General features: G+C 72.2%; 19 protein-coding genes and 1 riboswitch. Of the genes, 12 read left to right on the forward strand and 7 right to left on the reverse strand.

Translation table 11 applies throughout. From position 1 onward, the window contains the following. Positions 1-39 precede the first annotated feature (39 nt). A riboswitch (cobalamin riboswitch) is annotated at positions 40-169 on the reverse strand. A gap of 217 nt (positions 170-386) precedes the next feature. Further along, positions 387-599, reverse strand: a complete 213-nt coding sequence (locus H343_RS0112560) for a hypothetical protein (RefSeq protein WP_028431437.1) — start codon at positions 597-599, stop codon at positions 387-389. A 128-nt stretch (positions 600-727) separates the two neighbouring features. Continuing rightward, a complete protein-coding gene (locus H343_RS30320) occupies positions 728-2,098 on the reverse strand; it encodes an inorganic phosphate transporter (protein WP_078505505.1) in 1,371 nt (456 codons plus the stop codon). Positions 2,099-2,307: 209 nt separating this feature from the next. Between H343_RS30320 and H343_RS0112570 the strand changes: the two genes are divergently transcribed. The 6 genes from H343_RS0112570 (at position 2,308) to H343_RS0112595 (ending at position 9,207) form a co-directional block, all read left to right on the forward strand. Continuing rightward, on the forward strand, positions 2,308-2,949 hold the full coding sequence (locus tag H343_RS0112570; RefSeq protein WP_028431438.1) for a class II aldolase/adducin family protein: 642 nt from the start codon (positions 2,308-2,310) through the stop codon (positions 2,947-2,949). A 121-nt stretch (positions 2,950-3,070) separates the two neighbouring features. Beyond that, complete coding sequence (locus tag H343_RS0112575) at positions 3,071-4,273, forward strand: alpha/beta hydrolase (protein WP_028431439.1); 1,203 nt, start codon at positions 3,071-3,073, stop codon at positions 4,271-4,273. A 271-nt stretch (positions 4,274-4,544) separates the two neighbouring features. Then, positions 4,545-6,014: a hypothetical protein gene (locus H343_RS0112580; protein WP_037903591.1), complete on the forward strand. Its 1,470-nt coding sequence runs from the start codon at positions 4,545-4,547 to the stop codon at positions 6,012-6,014. A 161-nt stretch (positions 6,015-6,175) separates the two neighbouring features. Further along, positions 6,176-7,774, forward strand: a complete 1,599-nt coding sequence (locus H343_RS0112585; RefSeq protein ID WP_028431441.1) for an ABC-F family ATP-binding cassette domain-containing protein — start codon at positions 6,176-6,178, stop codon at positions 7,772-7,774. Between the two features lie 357 nt (positions 7,775-8,131). Beyond that, complete coding sequence (locus H343_RS0112590; protein WP_028431442.1) at positions 8,132-8,353, forward strand: helix-turn-helix domain-containing protein; 222 nt, start codon at positions 8,132-8,134, stop codon at positions 8,351-8,353. Positions 8,354-8,427: 74 nt separating this feature from the next. After that, positions 8,428-9,207, forward strand: a complete 780-nt coding sequence (locus H343_RS0112595) for an enoyl-CoA hydratase/isomerase family protein (RefSeq protein ID WP_028431443.1) — start codon at positions 8,428-8,430, stop codon at positions 9,205-9,207. Between the two features lie 111 nt (positions 9,208-9,318). Here the strand turns inward: H343_RS0112595 and H343_RS0112600 are convergent, their stop codons facing one another. Further along, a complete protein-coding gene (locus tag H343_RS0112600; protein ID WP_028431444.1) occupies positions 9,319-10,221 on the reverse strand; it encodes a hypothetical protein in 903 nt (300 codons plus the stop codon). Between the two features lie 203 nt (positions 10,222-10,424). Between H343_RS0112600 and H343_RS0112605 the strand changes: the two genes are divergently transcribed. From H343_RS0112605 to amaP, 5 genes are read left to right on the forward strand one after another with little or no spacing between them, the layout of a single operon-like run. After that, a complete protein-coding gene (locus tag H343_RS0112605; RefSeq protein WP_028431445.1) occupies positions 10,425-10,925 on the forward strand; it encodes an Asp23/Gls24 family envelope stress response protein in 501 nt (166 codons plus the stop codon). A 60-nt stretch (positions 10,926-10,985) separates the two neighbouring features. Beyond that, positions 10,986-11,174, forward strand: coding sequence for a hypothetical protein (locus H343_RS0112610; protein ID WP_028431446.1), 189 nt, complete (start codon positions 10,986-10,988; stop codon positions 11,172-11,174). Positions 11,175-11,214: 40 nt separating this feature from the next. Next, positions 11,215-11,583, forward strand: coding sequence for a hypothetical protein (locus H343_RS0112615; RefSeq protein ID WP_028431447.1), 369 nt, complete (start codon positions 11,215-11,217; stop codon positions 11,581-11,583). After that, complete coding sequence (locus H343_RS0112620; RefSeq protein WP_078505507.1) at positions 11,580-12,266, forward strand: DUF6286 domain-containing protein; 687 nt, start codon at positions 11,580-11,582, stop codon at positions 12,264-12,266. Before H343_RS0112615 ends, H343_RS0112620 begins: the two co-directional genes overlap by 4 nt. Positions 12,267-12,271: 5 nt before the next feature. Beyond that, positions 12,272-12,877: an alkaline shock response membrane anchor protein AmaP gene (gene amaP / locus H343_RS0112625; RefSeq protein ID WP_028431449.1), complete on the forward strand. Its 606-nt coding sequence runs from the start codon at positions 12,272-12,274 to the stop codon at positions 12,875-12,877. 113 nt (positions 12,878-12,990) lie between these two features. On the opposite strand, the gene H343_RS0112630 is transcribed toward amaP, so the two are convergent. From H343_RS0112630 to H343_RS0112640, 3 genes are read right to left on the reverse strand one after another with little or no spacing between them, the layout of a single operon-like run. Then, a complete protein-coding gene (locus tag H343_RS0112630) occupies positions 12,991-13,752 on the reverse strand; it encodes an SDR family oxidoreductase (RefSeq protein ID WP_028431450.1) in 762 nt (253 codons plus the stop codon). A 48-nt stretch (positions 13,753-13,800) separates the two neighbouring features. Continuing rightward, on the reverse strand, positions 13,801-14,697 hold the full coding sequence (locus H343_RS30325; RefSeq protein WP_078505509.1) for an SURF1 family cytochrome oxidase biogenesis protein: 897 nt from the start codon (positions 14,695-14,697) through the stop codon (positions 13,801-13,803). A gap of 18 nt (positions 14,698-14,715) precedes the next feature. Next, on the reverse strand, positions 14,716-15,810 hold the full coding sequence (locus H343_RS0112640; protein WP_078505535.1) for a DEDDh family exonuclease: 1,095 nt from the start codon (positions 15,808-15,810) through the stop codon (positions 14,716-14,718). 278 nt (positions 15,811-16,088) lie between these two features. Here H343_RS0112640 and H343_RS30330 point away from each other — a divergent pair, with 278 nt between their 5' ends. After that, complete coding sequence (locus H343_RS30330; protein WP_051265062.1) at positions 16,089-17,051, forward strand: sterol desaturase family protein; 963 nt, start codon at positions 16,089-16,091, stop codon at positions 17,049-17,051. A 148-nt stretch (positions 17,052-17,199) separates the two neighbouring features. Here the strand turns inward: H343_RS30330 and H343_RS0112650 are convergent, their stop codons facing one another. Continuing rightward, positions 17,200-18,741, reverse strand: coding sequence for a S8 family peptidase (locus H343_RS0112650; RefSeq protein ID WP_486586884.1), 1,542 nt, complete (start codon positions 18,739-18,741; stop codon positions 17,200-17,202). Positions 18,742-18,988 lie beyond the last annotated feature (247 nt).

Below are 18,988 nucleotides of genomic sequence, written 5' to 3' on the forward strand. Positions count from 1 at the left end.
CTCAGGGTCCTCGCCCTGGCTCGACGTACCGGCGGCGAGAGTCTCCTGGCTCCCGGATCGCAGCGCCCCCCGGCCTTCCAGCCCGTCGATCGGGTGGGCCGTGGCCAGTGGTGGGAGTGCGCTCCCCGGTGACAGTGGCGGGACCGCGCCGGATTCGCACCGGCTTCCTCTCCAGCCGCCGTTGGGCAACGGGCAGTCCACCACGTACGGGGAGGGGCGTCAACTCGCCGCTGACCTGCGGCGGGAGAGTGTGAGCAGGCACACGGAGCAGGGGCGGCCCATCAGTTGGGAGTGACGCGCTCGGCGACACGGAAGGGGTACGGGAGTGTCCCGTACCCCTTCGGGGCGCACGTGCGCGCCGGGTGAGGAGGCCGCCGCGGCGGCGTTCAGCCCGCGGTGATGATGTAGATGCCGTAGGCCACTGCCGCGGCGCACAGCGTGAAGCAGGCGTACGCGCCCGTGCGGGCGAGCACCGACGGTCCGCCCGTACGGCCGGCGGAGGTGCCGACGATGCCGAGCGTGAACACGCCGACCAGTCCGACCGTCGCCACGAGGCTGATGCCGAATACCTGGCCGAGCGCTGCCCAGTCGATTTCCATAGCGCTTCCCTGTCTGCTGTCCGGTCTTGTCGGTTCCGGTCTGTCTGCTCCGCGGCCGCTGTCCGGCCGCTGTCCGGACGGTGCACGGTCGGTGCACCGTCCGGGCCGTGCGGACCCGCCCCGGGGCGCTAGCCGAGGCTGGAGCCCGCCCACTGCCGTTCGGACTCGGTGTGGCTCCCGGAGCGCTCCCCGGGAGCGGCGACCGCCGCCGGACCGTCCGGTTCGGCCTCCTGCACAGCGGAGGGGATGACGGGCTCGGCCGCATTCCCCGCGTCGTCCATCTGGTCCCGTACTGCCGCATTGTGCGCGGCGGCGGTGGGCGGCGGTGCGAGTGCCTGCATCGCCGCGTCCACGACCCCGGTGTCCTTCTGCGCCGGCTCGTCCGCGGCGATGGGCGGCGCGTCGTTGACGTTCGTGTGGTCGACGGGCTGGCTGCGCGAGGCGAGCCAGATACCGCCGCTGATGACCACCGCGAGCACCGCGACCGTGGCGACGCCCCAGTCGCCCTGCTGGGCCAGTACGGCCGCACCGGCGGCGATCAGTCCGGCGGCCGGGAGCGTCAGGCCCCAGCCCATGACCATCCGCGCCGCCGTCGACCAGCGCACTACGCCGCCCTTGCGGCCGACGCCGGAGCCCATGATGGCGCCGGAGCACACGTGCGTGGTGGAGAGGGAGAAGCCGATGTGGGAGGAGGCGAGGATCGTGACGGCGGCGCTGGTCTGTGCCGCGAACCCCTGGGGAGGCCTGATGTCGGTGATGCCCCTGCCCATGGTGCGGATGATCCGCCAGCCGCCGAGGTAGGTGCCCAGCGCGATGGCCAGGCCCGCGGAGACGATCACCCAGGTGGGCGGGTCCGCCTGGGGTGCAAGTACGCCGCCGGTGATCAGGGCCAGGGTGATGACGCCCATGGTCTTCTGCGCGTCGTTGGTGCCGTGCGCGAGGGAGACGAGCGCGGCGGAGGTGATCTGTCCTGCCCGGTAGCCCTTGGCCGTGTGCTCCTCGTCGGCGTTGCGGGCGGCGCGGTACGTCAGCCGCGTCGCGAAGAGCGCGGCGAGTCCGGCGACGAGCGGAGCGGCGAGAGCGGGGATGAGCACCTTCATCACCACGGTTCCGCCGTTGATCGAGCCGAAGCCGACGGCGGCGATCGAGGCGCCCATCAGCCCGCCCATCAGAGCGTGCGAGGAGCTGGAGGGGAGCCCGGCGAGCCAGGTCAGCAGGTTCCACAGGATCGCACCGACCAGGCCGGCGAAGATCACTTCAGGCTGTATGCCGGAACCTTCGTTGATGATTCCCGAAGAGATGGTCTTGGCGACCTCCACGGACAGGAACGCGCCGATCAAGTTGAGGACCGCCGACATCGCCACCGCGGTCTTGGGCTTGAGTGCCCCGGTGGAGATGGTGGTGGCCATGGCGTTGGCCGTGTCGTGAAAGCCGTTCGTAAAGTCGAACACCAAGGCCGTGACGATCACGATCCCGATGAGAAGCGTGATGTGTTCCATTCACCCAGGCACAATCAGTCGAAGGTCAAGGACTCGTTGAACGTAGGGACGGTGGGTGAACGGGAGGTGAACTGCGGCAGGCTTCGGCGTGTCGCTCCCCGCTGTCTGTTGTGAGCGGTACCACACCCCGTCACCTCGCCCCCTTCAGCCCCCGCAGCAAGCCGTCCCGCGGCGTGAGCTGACCGCCGCGGCCACCCGGAGGGAGCCGGATGCACAGTGCCTGGCAGGAGTTGGTGGACACCGCCCGCCGTACGGCTGCCGAGGGGCTCGTCGTGGGCACCTCGGGCAACGTCTCCGTACGCGTGGGGGACACGGTGCTCGTCACCCCGAGCGGCGTCCCCTACGACCGGCTCGGGCCCGGCGACCTGTGCGCCGTCGACCTCGAAGGACGCCGCACCGCGGGAAGTCTGCGTCCCACCAGCGAACTCCCCGTGCATCTCGCGGTCTACCGGCACACGGCCGCCCGTGCCGTCGTGCACACCCACGCCGTGCACGCCACCGCCGTCTCCGCCCTCGTGGACGAACTCCCCGCCGTCCACTACATGACGGCCGCGCTGGGCGGCCCCGTCCGGGTCGCCCCCTACGCCACCTACGGCAGCGAGGAACTCGCCGCCCGCATGCTCGACGCCCTCGACGGCCGCAGCGCCTGCCTGCTCCAGAACCACGGCACGGTCGCCTACGGCGACGACCTCGGCCAGGCGTACGAGCGGACCGCGCAGCTGGAGTGGATGTGCCGCCTGTGGCTCACCGCCTCCTCCCTCCCCGGCCGCGAGCCCAGCCTGATCCCTCCGGCCGAACTGCGCCGTGTGGCGGAGAAGCTGAGTGGCTACGGGCAGCCCCGGCCGGAGTGAGCCCGGCCCACGGCCGTCCGCGTGGGCGCCCCGGGTGGCGGATGCCGGGCGGGGATACGAAAATCACCCGGCCGACGCCGCCCACTGGCCCCTGGCGCACTCCAGGCCCGACACTGACGGGATGCGTCTGCGTACGGCGGCCGTCGCCGCCACCTCCGTGCTGGGCGTCGGAGCGGCAGCGGTCGCCGCGGGACGGTACGCCGCCGACGCCGCGCTGCGGCCCGCCCGGTCCGGAGCCTCACCACGCGGCAGGCTCCCGGCGGGATTCGGCGGCCCCGCGCTGACCGTGCACGAGGCCGGTGACGGCTTCATCTCCCTCACCCGCTCCCTCACCTCGCTGCTCCCGGGCACCTACGGGCTCACCGGACGCGACTGCCATGCCGTTGTCGGCCCGGTCCTGGAGCCCGGGGCGGACGGCCGGGAGCCGGTGGCGGTGACAGCCGACACCGTCGTACGCCGCCTGGAGCGGGTCACCCGCGGCGAGCCGGTCCCCGGCAGCAAGGTGTGGCTCACCCCGCAGGTGTGCACGGGAGGTCCGGGGGACGCCGTCGGGGCCGACCGCGACGTCGTCGAGGTGCCGGGCGAACTCGGGCCGCTGCCCGCCTGGTTCGTACCCGGCCGGCGGGATCTGTGGGTCATCACGCTGCACGGCCTCGGGACCGGCCCCGAGCAGGCCCTCCCCCTGCTTCCCCTCTACGCCGGACTGCAGCTCCCAGTGCTCGGCCTGTCCTACCGCGGCGACCCCGGCGCCCCCGCGCCCCCCGACGGCGTGCGTCACCTCGGGGACACCGAGTGGCACGACGTCGAGGCCGCCGTGCGCTACGCGGTGCGGCACGGGGCGGAGAGGGTCGTCCTGCACGGCTGGTCCAGCGGCGCCTCCATGGCCCTGCGGGCCGCCGACGAACTGCGGCTCCGCCCCGGAGCCGCCCCCGGCGAGGGCAGTGCCGCGGGCAGGATCAGCGGACTCGTCCTGGACTCGCCCGTGCTGGACTGGCCGGCCGCTCTGCGCTCCCTGGCCTCCGCCCGGCACATCCCGCGCCCGCTCCTGCCGCTGGCCGTACGGGCAGCACAGGGGCGCGCCCACGTCGACGCGGACCGGCTCGGCGGGGCGATGGACCCGGCCGACCTGACCGTTCCCGCTCTGCTGCTGCACGGGCCGGACGACACCGTCGCCTCATGGCAGACCTCCAGGGAGTTCGCCGAGGCGCGCGAGGACCTCGTCAGCCTCTTCAGCCTGCCGGACGCGCCGCACGCCGCGATGTGGAACGCCGGCCCCCTCCAGTACGAGGAGAAGCTCCGGCATTTCCTGCGGCCCCTTCTGTGAGCCGGATGACCGGACACGCGGGCGCCCCTCGCCCTCCTCGGGCCGGCGGGCGCTGCGAAAGGCCTTCCGGGCGGCGTTTTCGCTCCTCAACTGCCTTTCGCAAGGCGGAGGTTCACTCCCCGTCAAACAAGCGGAGTAGGCCATTCCGGGGTCCCGTTTGGGGTTTGCGCCGCTGACCGTGAAGACTGCCCCTGTGACGCCGTCCCGTACCCCGCGAGACAACCCGCTCCGCCTCGTCCCCACGCGGCCCATCGCCGCTGCCCGGCGCACGGTGACCGCCCGGCGCGCGCGCCCGTCCCCGCCGCCGCCGGAGGGCCTGCCGCCCCGCGAGCAGCTGGCCCGGCACGCACGGTCCGCACTCGCGGACGCGGTGCTGCTCGCACGCTGGGCAGAGCGCAACGGAGCCCTTCCCGGCAGCGGACCGGAGGCCGAGCGCGCCGCCGACGCCCTGCGTATGCCCGTGAGGCACGTACGCACCCACTGGGACCGAGCGCGCCTCGCCGGACTCATCGAGCTGCACGGCGAGACGGCGCGGCCCGGCTGGCGGCTGCGCGCGTGGGAGCGTGACGACGGCGCCGTACTGCGCGGCTGGGTCGCGCTGTTCGACGCGTGGTCCCTGGCCTATCCCGCGCCCACCCCGGCCGATCCCGGGCTGGTCGCCGAAGTGGTGGAGGCCGCACCGCAGTTGCTGTCGGTGATGCACCTGACGGCCGGACCGCTGACCTTCTCCGCACTGCACGACCTCCTCGTCCAGCGCGTCACGGAACTGCGCGCGGAGCGGGACGGTGCCGAGCGGGACAGTGCCGAGCGTGAGGGCTCCGAGCGTGAGGGCGGCCCCGAGTCCGTTTCCGAGCCCGCCCCCGGCCCCGTCCCCGAGCCGGCCGCCGGGACGGGCGGCGGGACGGGCGGCGCCCCCGCGCACGCAACCGCGGCCCGCACACCCGCGGACGTCTCCCTCCCGGGCCTGCTCGACTGGGCGCTCGACGGCTTCGCCGCCGTCGGCGCGCTGACCCGCTGCCCCGATGTGGAGGCGCCTGCCGCGCCGCAGGGCTTCGAGGAGGATGCGGGAGTGCGCCACGGCTCGGCCGTGCTCACCCCCCTGGGCAACTGGGCGGTGTGGACCAAACTCGAACAGATCTGCGTCGCCGCTCAGAGCCCCGCCGGCAACATCGAGCAGCCCGCTCCGGACATGCTGCGCGGCTGCGCGCGGCTGACGCCGGGGCCCGCCCGTGACGAGTACCGCGCCTGGCTCGCCGCCCGCTCCACCGGCACGGCCATCACCGAACTCCTCGCCGCCGCCCGGGGCGAGGACGCCCTCATCCGCGGGCTGGCCTTCGAGGCGCTGCGCGTCGTCGGCGCCCCGGCCGAGCCGGCCGTACGGGAAGTCTCGCAGGAGCCCACCCTGCGCCCGTACGCGCTGCTGTGGCTCGCCGAGCACGACGGGGCCGACCCCGAGGACCTCGCGGGCGGCGCCCCGGGCGTGCTGACCCGGCAGGAGGCGACCTGGCTCTGGGTGGACACCGCGGCGGCCGTCACCGACCACGGTGAACAGCGCCTGCTGGTGGATCACTTGGAGACGGCCGTGCAGGGCACAGTTCCCCGCCTGCTGGAGGAGGTGCGCGCCACCGGCCACCCCCGCACCGTGCAGGTCCTGGTCGCTCTCGCCGCCGCGCACCCCGATCCGGCTCTCGCCAAGGCGGTTCGCCGGGCGGCCTTCCAGGTGCACACGGGGGGCCGCTGAGCGGCGCGGGTGCGGCGTTCCCGGGCCCGCCGGGCGGAGGGAAATCCGGTTGCGGAGCGCCGCTAGACTGGGCGGCATGGCTACTCCTCTCACGCATTAGCTCCGTACGTCCGCCCCCGCCTCCCGTACGTACGTCCTCACGCCCCTGCCTGGAGTAGTCCGTGATCACCGCCTCCGGCCTCGAGCTGCGCGCCGGCGCCCGCATCCTGATCGAGTCCGCCACCTTCCGCGTCGCCAAGGGTGACCGCATCGGTCTCGTCGGCCGCAACGGCGCCGGCAAGACCACCCTCACCAAGTGCCTCGCCGGAGAGGGCACACCCGCCGCGGGCACCATCACGCGCGGCGGCGAGGTGGGCTATCTCCCGCAGGACCCGCGCACCGGCGACCTCGACGTCTGCGCCCGCGACCGCATCCTCTCCGCCCGCGGACTGGACGTCGTCATCCGCAGGATGCGCGAGAACGAGGACCGCATCGCGCACGGCCAGGGCGCCACCCGGGAGCGGGCGCTGAAGAAGTACGAGCGCCTGGAGACGGAGTTCCTCACCAAGGGCGGTTACGCCGCCGAGGCCGAGGCCGCCACGATCGCCGCCAGCCTGGGCCTGCCCGACCGGGTGATGGGACAGCCCCTGCACACGCTCTCCGGCGGGCAGCGCCGGCGCGTCGAGCTGGCCCGCATCCTCTTCTCCGACGCCGACACCCTGCTCCTGGACGAGCCCACCAACCACCTGGACGCCGACTCCGTGGTCTGGCTGCGGGACTTCCTGCGCACCTACCGCGGCGGCCTGATCGTGATCTCCCACGACCTGGCGCTGATCGAGACGGTCGTCAACAAGGTCTTCTACCTGGACGCCAACCGCGCGGCCATCGACATCTACAACATGGGCTGGAAGCAGTACGTCGTCCAGCGCGAGGACGACGAGAAGCGCCGCAAGCGCGAGCGGGCCAACGCCGAGAAGAAGGCGTCCGCCCTCAATTCCCAGGCCGACAAGATGCGTGCCAAGGCCACCAAGGCCGTCGCCGCCAAGAACATGGCGCGGCGGGCGGAGAAGCTGCTGTCCGGACTGGAGGCGGAGCGGCAGTCCGACAAGGTCGCCAAGCTGCGCTTCCCGGACCCGGCACCGTGCGGCAGGACACCCCTGATGGCCGAGGACCTCTCCAAGTCCTACGGCTCGCTGGAGATCTTCACCGGTGTGGACCTGGCCGTCGACAAGGGCTCACGGGTGGTCATCCTGGGGCTCAACGGCGCGGGCAAGACGACGCTGCTGCGGCTGCTCTCCGGCGTCGAGGAGCCCGACACCGGCAAGGTCGTCCCGGGTCACGGGCTCAAGCTGGGCTACTACGCGCAGGAGCACGAGACCCTCGACCCGGAGCGCACCGTGCTGGAGAACATGCGGTCGGCGGCGCCCGAGATGGATCTGGTCGCGATCCGCAAGACGCTGGGCTCCTTCCTCTTCTCCGGCGACGACGTCGACAAGCCGGCGTCCGTCCTCTCGGGCGGCGAGAAGACCCGTCTGGCGCTGGCGACGCTGGTGGTCTCCTCCGCGAACGTGCTGCTGCTGGACGAGCCCACCAACAACCTCGATCCGGCCAGCCGTGAGGAGATCCTGGGCGCCCTGCACACCTTCACCGGCGCGGTCGTCCTCGTCACCCACGACGAGGGCGCCGTACAGGCCCTGGAGCCCGAGCGCATCATCATGCTCCCGGACGGGGTCGAGGACCTGTGGAGCGAGGAGTACGCGGACCTCGTCGCGCTGGCCTGACCCCGGCTGCACGGCTCCTTGATCAATCCTCGATGGATCATTCGGCCGACCGTTGATCCTTCATCTGAGTGAGTGCGGCTCGTATCGCCGGTGTGCCCCCGGCGCTGTGCCGCGCGGATGTGGCACGGGCCGGGTGTGCTGGTGTACGGCCCTGTGGGAGCGTCGCTGACCAGGCGATTCGCGATTCCCCGGCCGCGGACCGGCTCGTTCCGGTCCGTGCGGCTCCGTCCTGCGGGGAAAACGGACAGTAGCCCTCCGGTCACGGCGGTTCGACGGACCTTGCCGAATGGGTGGCCAGAAGCTGAGGGAGGGGTGATCATGAGAGTCACAAAGCGCACTTCCCATGAGGAGGCACGGGTGGCCGAGACTCTGAAGAAGGGCAGCCGGGTGACCGGCACCGCGCGCGAGAAGCTCGCGGCAGACCTCAAGAAGAAGTACGACGGCGGCGCGAGCATCCGTGCGCTGGCCGAAGAGACGGGCCGTTCCTACGGTTTCGTGCACCGGATGCTCAGCGAGTCCGGTGTGGCCCTGCGGGGTCGCGGCGGAGCCACACGAGGAAAGAAGTCCACCTCGGCCTGACAGGGCTTCCTGGCATCCGTCCCGGTGGTTACTCTTCGGTTAACTTAGTCGCGGAGTGACCACCGGAGGATGCGATGACCCTGCTGGACAAGGACGGCGTACGTCTCGCCGTGGACGGCGTCGTGGCCACGGTCACGCTCGCCAACGCGGCCAAGCGGAACGTGCAGTCGCCCGCCCTGTGGCGTGCGCTGGCCGAATGCGGCCGCACGCTTCCCGGCGACGTCCGCGTCGTGGTGCTGCGCGCGGAGGGTCAGTCCTTCTCCGCGGGCCTGGACAGACAGGCCTTCAGCCCCGAGGGGATCGACGGCGAGCTGTCCTTCGTCGATCTGGCGCGCGCGTCCGACGAGGCGGTCGACGAGGCCATCGCCACCTTCCAGGAGGCTTTCACCTGGTGGCGGCGTCCCGACCTGATCAGCATCGCCGCAGTGCAGGGGCATGCCATCGGAGCGGGATTCCAGCTCGCGCTGGCCACCGACATAAGGGTGTGCGCCGACGACGTGCAGTTCGCCATGCGTGAGACCAGCCTCGGCCTCGTCCCCGACCTGACCGGCACGCACCCGCTGGTGGCGCTGCTCGGCTACGCCCGTGCGCTGGAGGTCTGCGCCACCGGCCGCTTCGTCCACGCGGACGAGGCCTCACGGACCGGGCTGGTCAACCTCGTCGTGCCCCCCGCCGAACTCGACGGTGCCGTGGCCGACCTCTCGGCCGCCCTCCTGACCGCGCCCCGCAGCGCCGTCATCGAGACCAAGGCGCTGCTGTCCGGAGCGCTCTCACGGACGTACGACGAGCAGCGCGCGGCCGAACGGGCCGCGCAGACCCGGCGGCTCCGCGACCTCGCGGGACTGAGCGACTGAGCGGACCTCCCGGGCAGCCCGACGGGCAACCCACGCGGGGGAACGCCGGGCCTCCGGGCCGGGGCGCAGGCCGGCGGGCCGGGGCACAGCGCGCCCTCACACCCTGCGCCCTCACTCCCTGCGCTCGCCGCCGGGGCCGGGCGCCGGGTCGATCGCGCTCACCAGCACCGCGACGGTGACCGGCGCAGCCGACTCCGGCGCGTCCCAGGCGGCCGCCCTCGCCGCCGCCCGCCGTACGGCCCGCGCCACATCCAGTGCGCGGACGCCCTCGGCGACGGCGATCTGAATCTGCAGGTGCCGCCCCGGACGCGGGACATCGCGGTCCATGACGCCCACACCTTCGCCAGGCACCCCGCCGAGCGCCGAGCCCAGCACCGGCGCCAGCCGGGTCACGCCCGGAACGGCGATCACGGCCTCCGCCGCCGCTGTGGCGTGCGGGCGGTCCGCCGGTGCCGGGGGGTGCTCCTCGGTACCGGGGGAGACCGCCGTGCCGACCGCTTCCGTGGTCTCCCCCGGGCGGGGTGAGTGCCCGTCCCCGTCCGCACCGGGGGCCGCGAAGCCGGACCCGCCGTGGACCACGCCGCCCGCCACGGGAGGGGCTTCCTCCTCGTCCGTGCCGTCCAGCAGGTCCGTCACCCGGAGATCCACTTCGCTCACACGCAGCCCCAACTCCGCTCCGGCGGCCGAGAGAAGGGCGGTGCGCAGCTGCTCCCCGGCGCTCGTCAGCGGCGCGTCCGCCGTGGCCGCGAATTCGGCCTCGATGCGCAGCGGCCCCGGCGGCAGGGCCGAGGGGGGAGCCGGGACGGCGGGCGTGCCGGCCTCGTCGGGAGCGGCCAGAGCGAGCCGCAGGCCGCTGAGCCGTACGTTCGGCACCGTCCGTGACGCGGCGGCGCGCAGCGCGCCCACCGCGGCCCTCTCCACCAGCCACGCCCCGTCCGGCGTATCTCCCAGGGGCAACAGCCGGCCGAGGCCGAGCTGATGCCGTACGGCCTGTGCCAGCCGGTCGGCGACCATGTGTGCCACTCCCTGTTCCTGTTCGGTTCCGCTCGGTTCCGCTCGTTCCGCGGGCCTCCGCGCGGCTTCTCCCCGGCTCGGCCGCGCGACTGCGCACGTCGTCCGCCTGACCGTCCACGCACAGGGCGAATCGGTGCAAGCTCGCCTAATGTGACATAAGAGCAGCATTTTGGGCTGCTTCCTCTCGGAAAGGGGTGAAGGCGATGACTGAGACCAAGCCCGGGAACCGTTTCGAGGCCGGACAGGGCTCACGCACCCAGTCGGGCAACGGCGCGGTGGAGAGCCGCGGGGCCAAGGCCGACCAGGGCAGCCGCGGACGTACCACCATCGCCGACGGCGTCGTGGAGAAGATCGCGGGCATGGCGGCGCGCGACGTGGTCGGTGTGAACGCGCTGGGCGGGAGCCTCTCGCGTACGTTCGGCGCCGTTCGCGACAGGGTCCCCGGCGGCGGCAGGTCCGCCTCGCGGGGTGTGAGCGCCGAGGTCGGCGACATCCAGACCGCGCTGGACCTGGAGATCGTCGTGGACTACGGGGTCTCCATCGTCGATGTCGCGCGCTCCGTGCGCGAGAACGTCATCACCGGCGTCGAGCGGATGACCGGCCTCGAGGTCGTCGAGGTCAACATCGCGGTCAGCGACGTCAAGCTGCCCGACGAGACGGAGGACGAGGGCGAGGACCAGAGCGGCCGGACACGCCTGCAGTAGCGGGCGGGTGCGGCTTACGGCGCAAGCGGCACACATGTGCACGGAGCGAAGGAGCGCACGATGAGCATGGCCGTGATCGGCTTGATCGTAGGGATGGCACTGGGCTTCGCCGGATACTTCGGCGGGTTCGCGGCCTTCCTGCTGGTGGCGGCGCTGGGCGGCTTCGGCTTCGTCGCGGGCCGCTTCCTGGACGGGGACCTGCGGGCGGAGGACTTCTTCCGCATCCGCGACGAAGGCCGGCGCAGGTGAACGCGGGTGCATCGCGGGTGATCGCGGATGAGGTGGCTCGGTGACCGCGACGGAGGTGGCAGAACCCGAACGCGGTGAGACCACGATCGTCGAGCGGGTCGTGGCCAAGGTCGCGGCGCAGGCCGCCAGGGAAGCACTGCGCACCGTACCCGCTGCCTTCAAGCTGCCCCGCGGCCCTCTCCGTCCGCCCAGGGCGACCGCTGCGGTACAGGGGAGGTCCGCACGGGTGAGGGTCGTCCTCGAGCTGGGCTACCCTTCCGACATCGGTGCGCAGTGTGCCGCGGTGCGCCGGCAAGTCGCCGTCCGCGTGAAGGAGTTGGCCGGCATGGACGTGCCGGAGGTCGCCGTGGGCGTGGAGTGGCTGCACTCCGAGCAACTGGACCGCGAGAAATCCGGGAGGGCCCGGTGAGCCAAGAGCACACCCAGCGGATGCCGACGCTGGAGAAGGAAACCACCACGGGCACGGGCGCGGTCGTCTACGACATGGAGCAGGCCACCTCGGCGGCGGCGTACGACCCGCGCACCGGCACGGACGGGGGCGGCTCCGGCCACCGCGCCGGCCGCTTCTGGTCCCTTCGGCGCGTCCCCGCCGGGATCGTCGCGCTGGTGCTCCTGGCCGCGTCGGGGCTGCTGCTCTACGACGTCGCCGCCGTACGGGCCGGGAAGCCCGCGATGGCCTGGCGGCGCACTCTCGCCGACGAGATGGCGTCCACCGCGGTGGACGACCCCAAGGTGCTCGCGGCGGCCTGCGTCGTCACGCTCGTGGGGGTCTGGCTGATCGCGCTGGCGGTCACGCCCGGCCGGCGTGACCTGATGCCGATGCGCCGCGAGGCGGCGAGCGTACGGGCGGGACTGGAGCGCTCGGCCGTGGGGCTGGTGCTGAGAGACCGCGCGATGCAGGTCTCCGGGGTCCAGTCGGTGCGGGTCGCGGTGGGTCGGCGGAAGGTGCGGGCGTACGCCCGGGCGCACTTCAGGGATCTGCACGAGGTCCGCGGCGACCTCGACTCCGCCCTGGGGGACGGCATCCGGCAGCTCGGCCTGGCCCGCCGGCCGGGCCTTTCCGTGCACGTGCGACGTCCGAAGAAGCGGTGAGCGGTATGGGCGCGACTCTCAGAGCGGTCAACCGCGTTCTGCTGGCGCTGACGGGCGTACTGCTGCTCGCCCTCGGCCTCACGGCACTCTTCGGCGGCTTCGACCTTCCGCAGCGGCTGAACGTATCCATGCCTTCCGGCTGGCCGTGGACCACGCCGCAGGACGTGGTGCTCCCGGACGCGGACCGCACCCGCTGGCGCTCGGAGGGCTGGTGGTGGCCGACCGTTCTCGCGGTGCTCGGCGCGCTGGTGCTCCTGCTGCTGTGGTGGCTGCTGGCGCAGCTGCGCAGGCACAGACTCGGCGAGGTCCTCGTCGAGAGCGGGGACGGCGAGGGCGCGTTGCTGCGCGGCAAAGCGCTGGAGAACGTCATCGAGTCGGAGGCGGCATCCCTGCCCGGCGTCGACAGGGCGACCGTGCGGCTGGCCGGCCGGCGTACCGCACCGCGGGCGTCGGTGAGCCTGATGCTGTCGGCACACGCCGCTCCCGGGCCGGTGCTGGGGCGGCTCACCGACGAGGCGCTGGAGCACGCACGGGAGTCGGTGGCCCTGGAAGCGCTCCCGGCGGAGGTGCGGCTGCGCGCGACGAAGCACCGTCCGGAGCGCGTGCTGTGACGTACGGCGGCGGGCGGGTCGGGGCGTGAGGACCCGGGTCCTCACGCCCCGACCCGCCCGCACGGTGGCCTGCGGCCGCGAGTGCCGCCCCGGCCTCGGAAGCCGTGCCGCCCTCAGAAGCCGCGCCGCAAACCGCCGTCCACGGGGAGCATGACTCCGGTGAGGTAGGACGCGGCAGGCGACAGGACGAAGGCCGCGGCCCGTCCGAACTCCTCAGGAGTGCCGTACCTGCGCAGCGGGATCGCCGACTCGTTCTGCTCCCTGACGGTCTCCGCGTCGCCCGAGAGCGAGTCGAGGTAGTGCAGCCGCTCCGTGGCGATCCGGCCCGGGAGCAGTCCGAGCACCCGGATGCCCCGCGGCCCGGTCTCGTTGGCGAGGGTCTTGGCGAAGCCCGCCAGCCCCGGGCGCAGCCCGTTGGAGAGGGTGAGACCCGGGACCGGCTCGTGCACGGAGCCGGAGAGCACGAAGGCGATGACACCCGACTCGCCCAACTCACCGGCAGCCGTACGGGCCAGACGCACGGCGCCCAGGAAGACCGTCTCGAAGGCGGACTGCCACTGCTCGTCGGTGAGTGAGTCGGCCGGTACGCCGGCGGGCGGGCCGCCGACACTGATCATCACTCCGTCGAAGCGTCCGAAGCGTGACCGTGCCGTCTCCACGAGGCGGGCGGCGGTCTCCGGTGCGGCGTTGTCGGCGCCGAGGCCCACGGCCGACCCCGCGCCGAGCTGTGCGGCGGCTTCCGTGGCGGCCTCGTCGGTGCGTCCGGTGACGACGACCTTGGCCCCCTCGGCGACGAGTTGCTCCGCTGCTGCGAAGCCGAGCCCGCGGGTGGCTCCGGTGATGACGTATACGCGGTTCTTCAGCCCGAGATCCATGGCTCACAGTGTGCGCCACCGCGAGACGGGCGCGCATGCAGGGTCCGGTCAGCCCGGCGGGCGCGGGCTGCCGGCCGCGGCCGTGGAGGGCTCGGCAGCGGGCCGTTCCACGGCCGCGGCCGGGTGCGCGCGCCCGTCGGCCCGCGATGTGTCCTCCCCGGCCTGGGCGGTGTGCCCGCCGGTCTGCGCCGCCGCGAGACGGTCCCGGCGTTCGCGGCGGACCAGCACGACCCAGCCGACCGGCACCGCGGCCGCGAAGAGCCACCACTGGACGGCGTAGGCCATGTGCGCGCCGATGCTGCTGTGGTCGGGTTCGGGGACGACCTCCGGCTGGACGCCCCGCGGCTTCGGCGAGGTCTCCGTCAGCTGGAGATATCCGCTGTGCACCGGACGGTCCAGGACACCGGCCTGCTGACGGCTGTTGATCAGCATCACCTGGCGGGGCGGCAGCCCGGGCTTGTCCTTGATGCCGCTGGCTTCGCTGGTCTCGTCCAGCATGAACCGGCCGGTGACGGTGACCTCCCCGCGCGGCGGCTCGGGCACCTCGGGGAACTCGGTCAGATTGCCGTCCGCCTCGATCCAGCCCCGGTTGACGAGCACGACCGCGCCGTCGTCCCCGACCAGCGGCGTGAGGACGAAGTAACCGATGGACTGCTGGTCGGCACCCGTACGCTGGCGCACCACGACCTCGTGCTCGGTGTCGTAGGTCCCGGAAGCCCTGGCCGTACGGAACTGGTCCTCCTCCGCCGGCCCGCGTTCCCCGCCGCTGAGGCGCTCGAACGCCACGGGCGGAGCGTTCAGGCTGGAGGCGATCAGCTCGTTGTGCGCCACGCGCGCCTCGTGCCGGTGCAGCTGCCAGAAACCCAGCTCGATCATCACGGGGATGAGAGCGAGGCCGAGGAGGGTCAGCATCACCCACTGCCGGGACAACAGGAAGCGGTACACGCCTATTGACGGTACCCCTCACTCCCCGGAGCCCGGCGCGGGGGCCACGTCGAGCAGGAGCTGCCCGAACCCCGCCTCGTCCACGACGGGGGTGCCGTACGCCTGGGCCTTGACGACCTTGGAGGTGAGGGAGCCCGGGTCGTTGGTGACCAGGAGACTCGTCAGGCGCGAGACGCTCGAGGCGATGTGCAGGCCCGCCTCCACGGCGCGGTCCTCCAGCAGGTCGCGCTCGGTCGAGGTGTCACCCGAGATGGCGACGCGCATCCCCTGTACGAGCCTGCCGCCGGGCTCGTACCGCCCCGGGTTGGGGTAGGGGCAGGCGGGCCGCCTGCGAGAGGGGCGCCAGCTGTGGGCGTACGGACGCGGGCCGGGCGCCCCGGAACCACCACGGCCCCCGCCGCTGCCGGAGCCGGTGCCCCGGCCGGTCCGGCGGGTGCCCTCCGACCACTCCGAGATCGGCCGGCAGGCGAGCAGCGGAAGCCGCACCTCCTGCTGGACGGCGAGGTGGAGGCTGGGGCGGAACGCCTCGGCCAGTACGCGGGCGTCGTCCAGCGCGTGGTGGGCCCGCCTCCGCGAGACGCCGTAGTGCGCGGCGAGCGTCTCCAGTTTGTGGTTGGGCAGCGGGAGCGAGAGCTGTTTGGCGAGGGCGATCGTGCACAGCCGCTGGCGCACGGGCGGGGTGCGGTGCGCCCGTGCGTACTCCCGCGCGATCATCGACCAGTCGAAGACGGCGTTGTGCGCGACGAGGACGCGGTCGGTCAGCCGCGCGGCGAAGTCGTCGGCGATGTCCGTGAACAGCGGGGCGTCGGCGAGGACTTCGGAGGTGAGTCCGTGAATCCAGGTCGGGCCGGGGTCGCGCTGCGGATTGACCTTCGAGTACCAGTGGTCCTCGACGTCGCCCCTCTCGTCCAGACGGTAGACGGCGGCGGAGACGATGCGGTCGTCGTGGGCCAGCCCGGTCGTCTCGACGTCGACCACCGCGTACCCGCGGGGATACCCCTCGGGCCAGCCGGCCCGGGGCACCCGCCCCGCGGAGGGCTGTTGGGCGGGGATGCCACGAGCCGCGCTCCCGTCCGCCGGCTCGTCCGGGCGTGCCGTGTGGTCTTCGAGCATGGTCACAGAGAATACGGGCCGGCACTGACAGCCCTCGCATCGCGTGCGGCCGAGTGCCGATTCGGCGTCAATGTCCGTGCGGGCGAGTCTGGTTGACGCCGGTGGCGGCTTCCGGGCGCCGCGCGGGGGAGCCCGTACAGCCGGGCCGGAAGAGCCCTGCTCGGCGCGGGTGTGCGCCTTCCGGACGGCCGGGGCGGGGGCCGCCTGACGTCGACTCAGTTTGTACTTGTCGGTAACAACCCCTAGCCGGGCGCCCTGTCCGCGCTTACCTTGCTGACATGCCGTCTCAGTTGCCCGATGTCGTTCTCTGGTCGATACCCGCCTTCATCCTGCTGACGGTGGTGGAAATCGTCAGCTACCGCCTCCATCCGGACGAGGACGCCGCCGGATACGAGGCCAAGGACGCTGCCACGAGCATCGGAATGGGGCTCGGCAGCCTGGCGTTCGACGCCCTCTGGAAGATCCCGGTCGTGGCGATCTACGCGGGCGTCTACGAACTGACTCCGCTGCGTGTCCCCGTCCTGTGGTGGACGCTGCCGCTGATGCTGCTCGCGCAGGACTTCTTCTACTACTGGTCGCACCGCGGCCACCACGTCATCCGCATCCTGTGGGCCTGCCACGTGGTGCACCACTCCAGCCGGAAGTTCAACCTCAGCACCGCGCTGCGACAGCCGTGGACCTCGCTGACCGTCTGGCCGTTCTACGTGCCGCTGATCGCACTCGGCGTGCATCCGGCCGCGCTCGCCTTCTGCTCCTCGGCGAACCTCGTCTACCAGTTCTGGATCCACACGGAGCGGATCGGGAAGCTGCCGCGTCCCGTCGAGTTCGTCTTCAACACGCCCTCGCACCACCGCGTCCACCACGCTTCCCAAGGAAGCTACCTGGACCGGAACTTCGGTGGCATCCTGATCCTCTGGGACCGTCTCTTCGGCTCGTTCACACCGGAGACCGAACCCTGCGTCTACGGGCTCACCAAGAACATCGGGACGTACAACCCGCTGCGGGTGGCGACGCACGAATACGCCGCGATCGGACGCGATCTGCGGTCGGCACGCACCTGGCACGAGCGTGCCGGAAGGGTCTTCCGCGGGCCCGGCTGGCAGCCCGGGGAGGACAGCACGGAAGGGGCCGGGCCGCTTGCGCGGCCCGGCCCCTCAGTGGCTGACACGGCAACCGGCCCGGCTTCGGGCCCGGCCTCCGGCTCGGCGGCCGGTACGCCCGGCGAGCGCGTCGGTTCCTGACGTGCCGCCGGCCCGACCGGCCTGACCCGACCGGCCTGACCCGACCGGCCCGGCCCGAACCGCCCTCCGGCCGGCCGGTGCACGGCGTCGCCGCCGTGCACCGGCCTCCGTTCAGTTTCCTGCACCCGCTCCGCGGAGCGGCGTCACATCACTTCTTGACGGCCGAGAGGGCATCGACGATGCCGTGGCCGTAGAAGCTGTTGTTGCCCTTGAGGCCCGTGCACTCGGCCTCGTACGTGCCCTCGCCGTCCGGGTCGAACTCGTCCGGGCAGGCCACGCTCTTCGCCTGGGCCTTCAGCATCCACGCGAGCTCCTTGGCGCTCGCCTCGGGGTGCTTGCTCTTGATGAGCGCCGCGACGCCGGCGACCTGCGGTCCGGCCATCGAGGTGCCCTGCAGGTAGGCGTAGTCGCCGTCGGGCATGGTGGAGAGCACGCCGCCGTCCTTGGCCGGGTCGTCCGGCGTCTGGTAGCGGCGGTCACCGCCCGGTGCGGCGACGTCGATCTGGTCCAGGCCGTAGTTGGAGAAGTAGGACTTCCCGTTCTCGCCGCCGGTGGAGGAGACGGAGGTCACGCCGTCCAGCATGGTCGGCATGTCCGGGCACTCGGCCGGATCGACGGTGCGCTCGACGGGCTCGGTGTCGTTCGGGCTGGAGTCGTCCACGATCTCGCTGGCGGCGAGATCGTGCGAGGAGTTGCCCGAAGAGGTGACGTGGGCGGTGCCCTTGCCCGTCGCGTAGTTCATGGCCCGGCTCACCGCGTCGACGAGTGCCTTCTGGTCGTCGTCGTCCCGGCACGCGTACAGCCACGGGTCGATGTAGTAGCTGTTGTTGGTGACCTCGATGCCGTTGTCGGCAGCGAAGACCATGGCGCAGACCACCGCTTCGGTGTAGAAGAGCGAGGTGTCCGGCTCCGAGACCTTCAGGGAGGCGACCTTCACGCCCGGGGCGGCGCCGGCGATGCCGACCCCGTTGCGGGGTGAGGCGACGATGCCCGCGACGTGGGTGCCGTGGTAGTCGTTCGCGGGGTCGTAGGGACGCCAGGCGCCCGGCGAGGTGTCGGCCTTGCCGCCCACGCAGTTGGCGGACTGGCCGGCCGCGAAGTTGGGCTGGAGGTCGGGGTGCGTGTCGTCGACACCGGTGTCGATGACGCCGACAGTGACCTTCTTGCTGCCCTCGCTGATCTTGCTGGCCTTGTCGGCCCTGATGGCCCGCTTGTCCCACTGCAGGGACTCCAGCGGCTCCTTGTCCGCGGCCTTCGCCTTGGCTCTCGCCTCGGGACCGGTCGCCGACTTGGGCACCTTCAGGTACTTCGGCTTGCCGACGTCCGTGGTGCTCGCGGCCTTCAGGGGGGCGGTACGGGTCGCGCCCGCCGTGTCGACGCCCTCGACCGCGCGCATCGTGTCACCGAACTCCGCGTTCGTGGAGTGGGCGACGATGACGCCTATCTTCTTGTGCGTGGTGACGACTTCGCCGTCGGCCTTCGCGATCTCCTTCTTCACTCGCTTGATCGTGCCGGCGTCCGTCTCGGTGTTGACGACGTAGCTCAGCTTCTCTCCGTCCTTCGCGGAGGTGGCGGGTGCCTCTTCCTGGCCGCTTGCGACAGCGGCTCCCGCCAGCCCGAGGGAGGCGGTCAGAACCAGTCCGAGCGGCATCGCCAGGGTGCGCCACCGTCTGGAAGGTTGTGAATCCATGGGGTCTCCATGTTGTCCGAAATTGACCACAGAGCTGGGAACTTAGCGCTGTTCGGAGCCGCACAGCAACGGATTCGGAAAGATGAGATGCGGATGAGACGGTCTGCCGCACAACTCTCTCCGTGATTCAACGACTTACCCCTGTTGCTCAGAGCTGACGTGGATCTACGATGCGCCGCACCGGCCGCTGGCAAGTACATCCCGACCTGCTCATTTTCCTCACCGTGCACACACATCGACTGGAGTT

This window comes from Streptomyces sp. TAA204, from assembly GCF_000424965.1.

Bases quoted from the DNA above. Each gene is read 5' to 3' on its own strand.
- H343_RS30320 (WP_078505505.1), bottom strand. From the start codon at position 2,098: ATGGAACACATCACGCTTCTCATCGGGATCGTGATCGTCACGGCCTTG.
- H343_RS0112570 (WP_028431438.1), top strand. From the start codon at position 2,308: ATGCACAGTGCCTGGCAGGAGTTGGTGGACACCGCCCGCCGTACGGCT.
- H343_RS0112600 (WP_028431444.1), bottom strand. From the start codon at position 10,221: ATGGTCGCCGACCGGCTGGCACAGGCCGTACGGCATCAGCTCGGCCTC.
- H343_RS0112630 (WP_028431450.1), bottom strand. From the start codon at position 13,752: ATGGATCTCGGGCTGAAGAACCGCGTATACGTCATCACCGGAGCCACC.
- H343_RS0112575 (WP_028431439.1), top strand. From the start codon at position 3,071: ATGCGTCTGCGTACGGCGGCCGTCGCCGCCACCTCCGTGCTGGGCGTC.
- H343_RS0112595 (WP_028431443.1), top strand. From the start codon at position 8,428: ATGACCCTGCTGGACAAGGACGGCGTACGTCTCGCCGTGGACGGCGTC.
- H343_RS0112605 (WP_028431445.1), top strand. From the start codon at position 10,425: ATGACTGAGACCAAGCCCGGGAACCGTTTCGAGGCCGGACAGGGCTCA.
- amaP (WP_028431449.1), top strand. From the start codon at position 12,272: ATGGGCGCGACTCTCAGAGCGGTCAACCGCGTTCTGCTGGCGCTGACG.
- H343_RS0112560 (WP_028431437.1), bottom strand. From the start codon at position 599: ATGGAAATCGACTGGGCAGCGCTCGGCCAGGTATTCGGCATCAGCCTC.
- H343_RS0112640 (WP_078505535.1), bottom strand. From the start codon at position 15,810: ATGCTCGAAGACCACACGGCACGCCCGGACGAGCCGGCGGACGGGAGC.
- H343_RS30330 (WP_051265062.1), top strand. From the start codon at position 16,089: ATGCCGTCTCAGTTGCCCGATGTCGTTCTCTGGTCGATACCCGCCTTC.
- H343_RS0112610 (WP_028431446.1), top strand. From the start codon at position 10,986: ATGAGCATGGCCGTGATCGGCTTGATCGTAGGGATGGCACTGGGCTTC.
- H343_RS0112650 (WP_486586884.1), bottom strand. From the start codon at position 18,741: ATGGATTCACAACCTTCCAGACGGTGGCGCACCCTGGCGATGCCGCTC.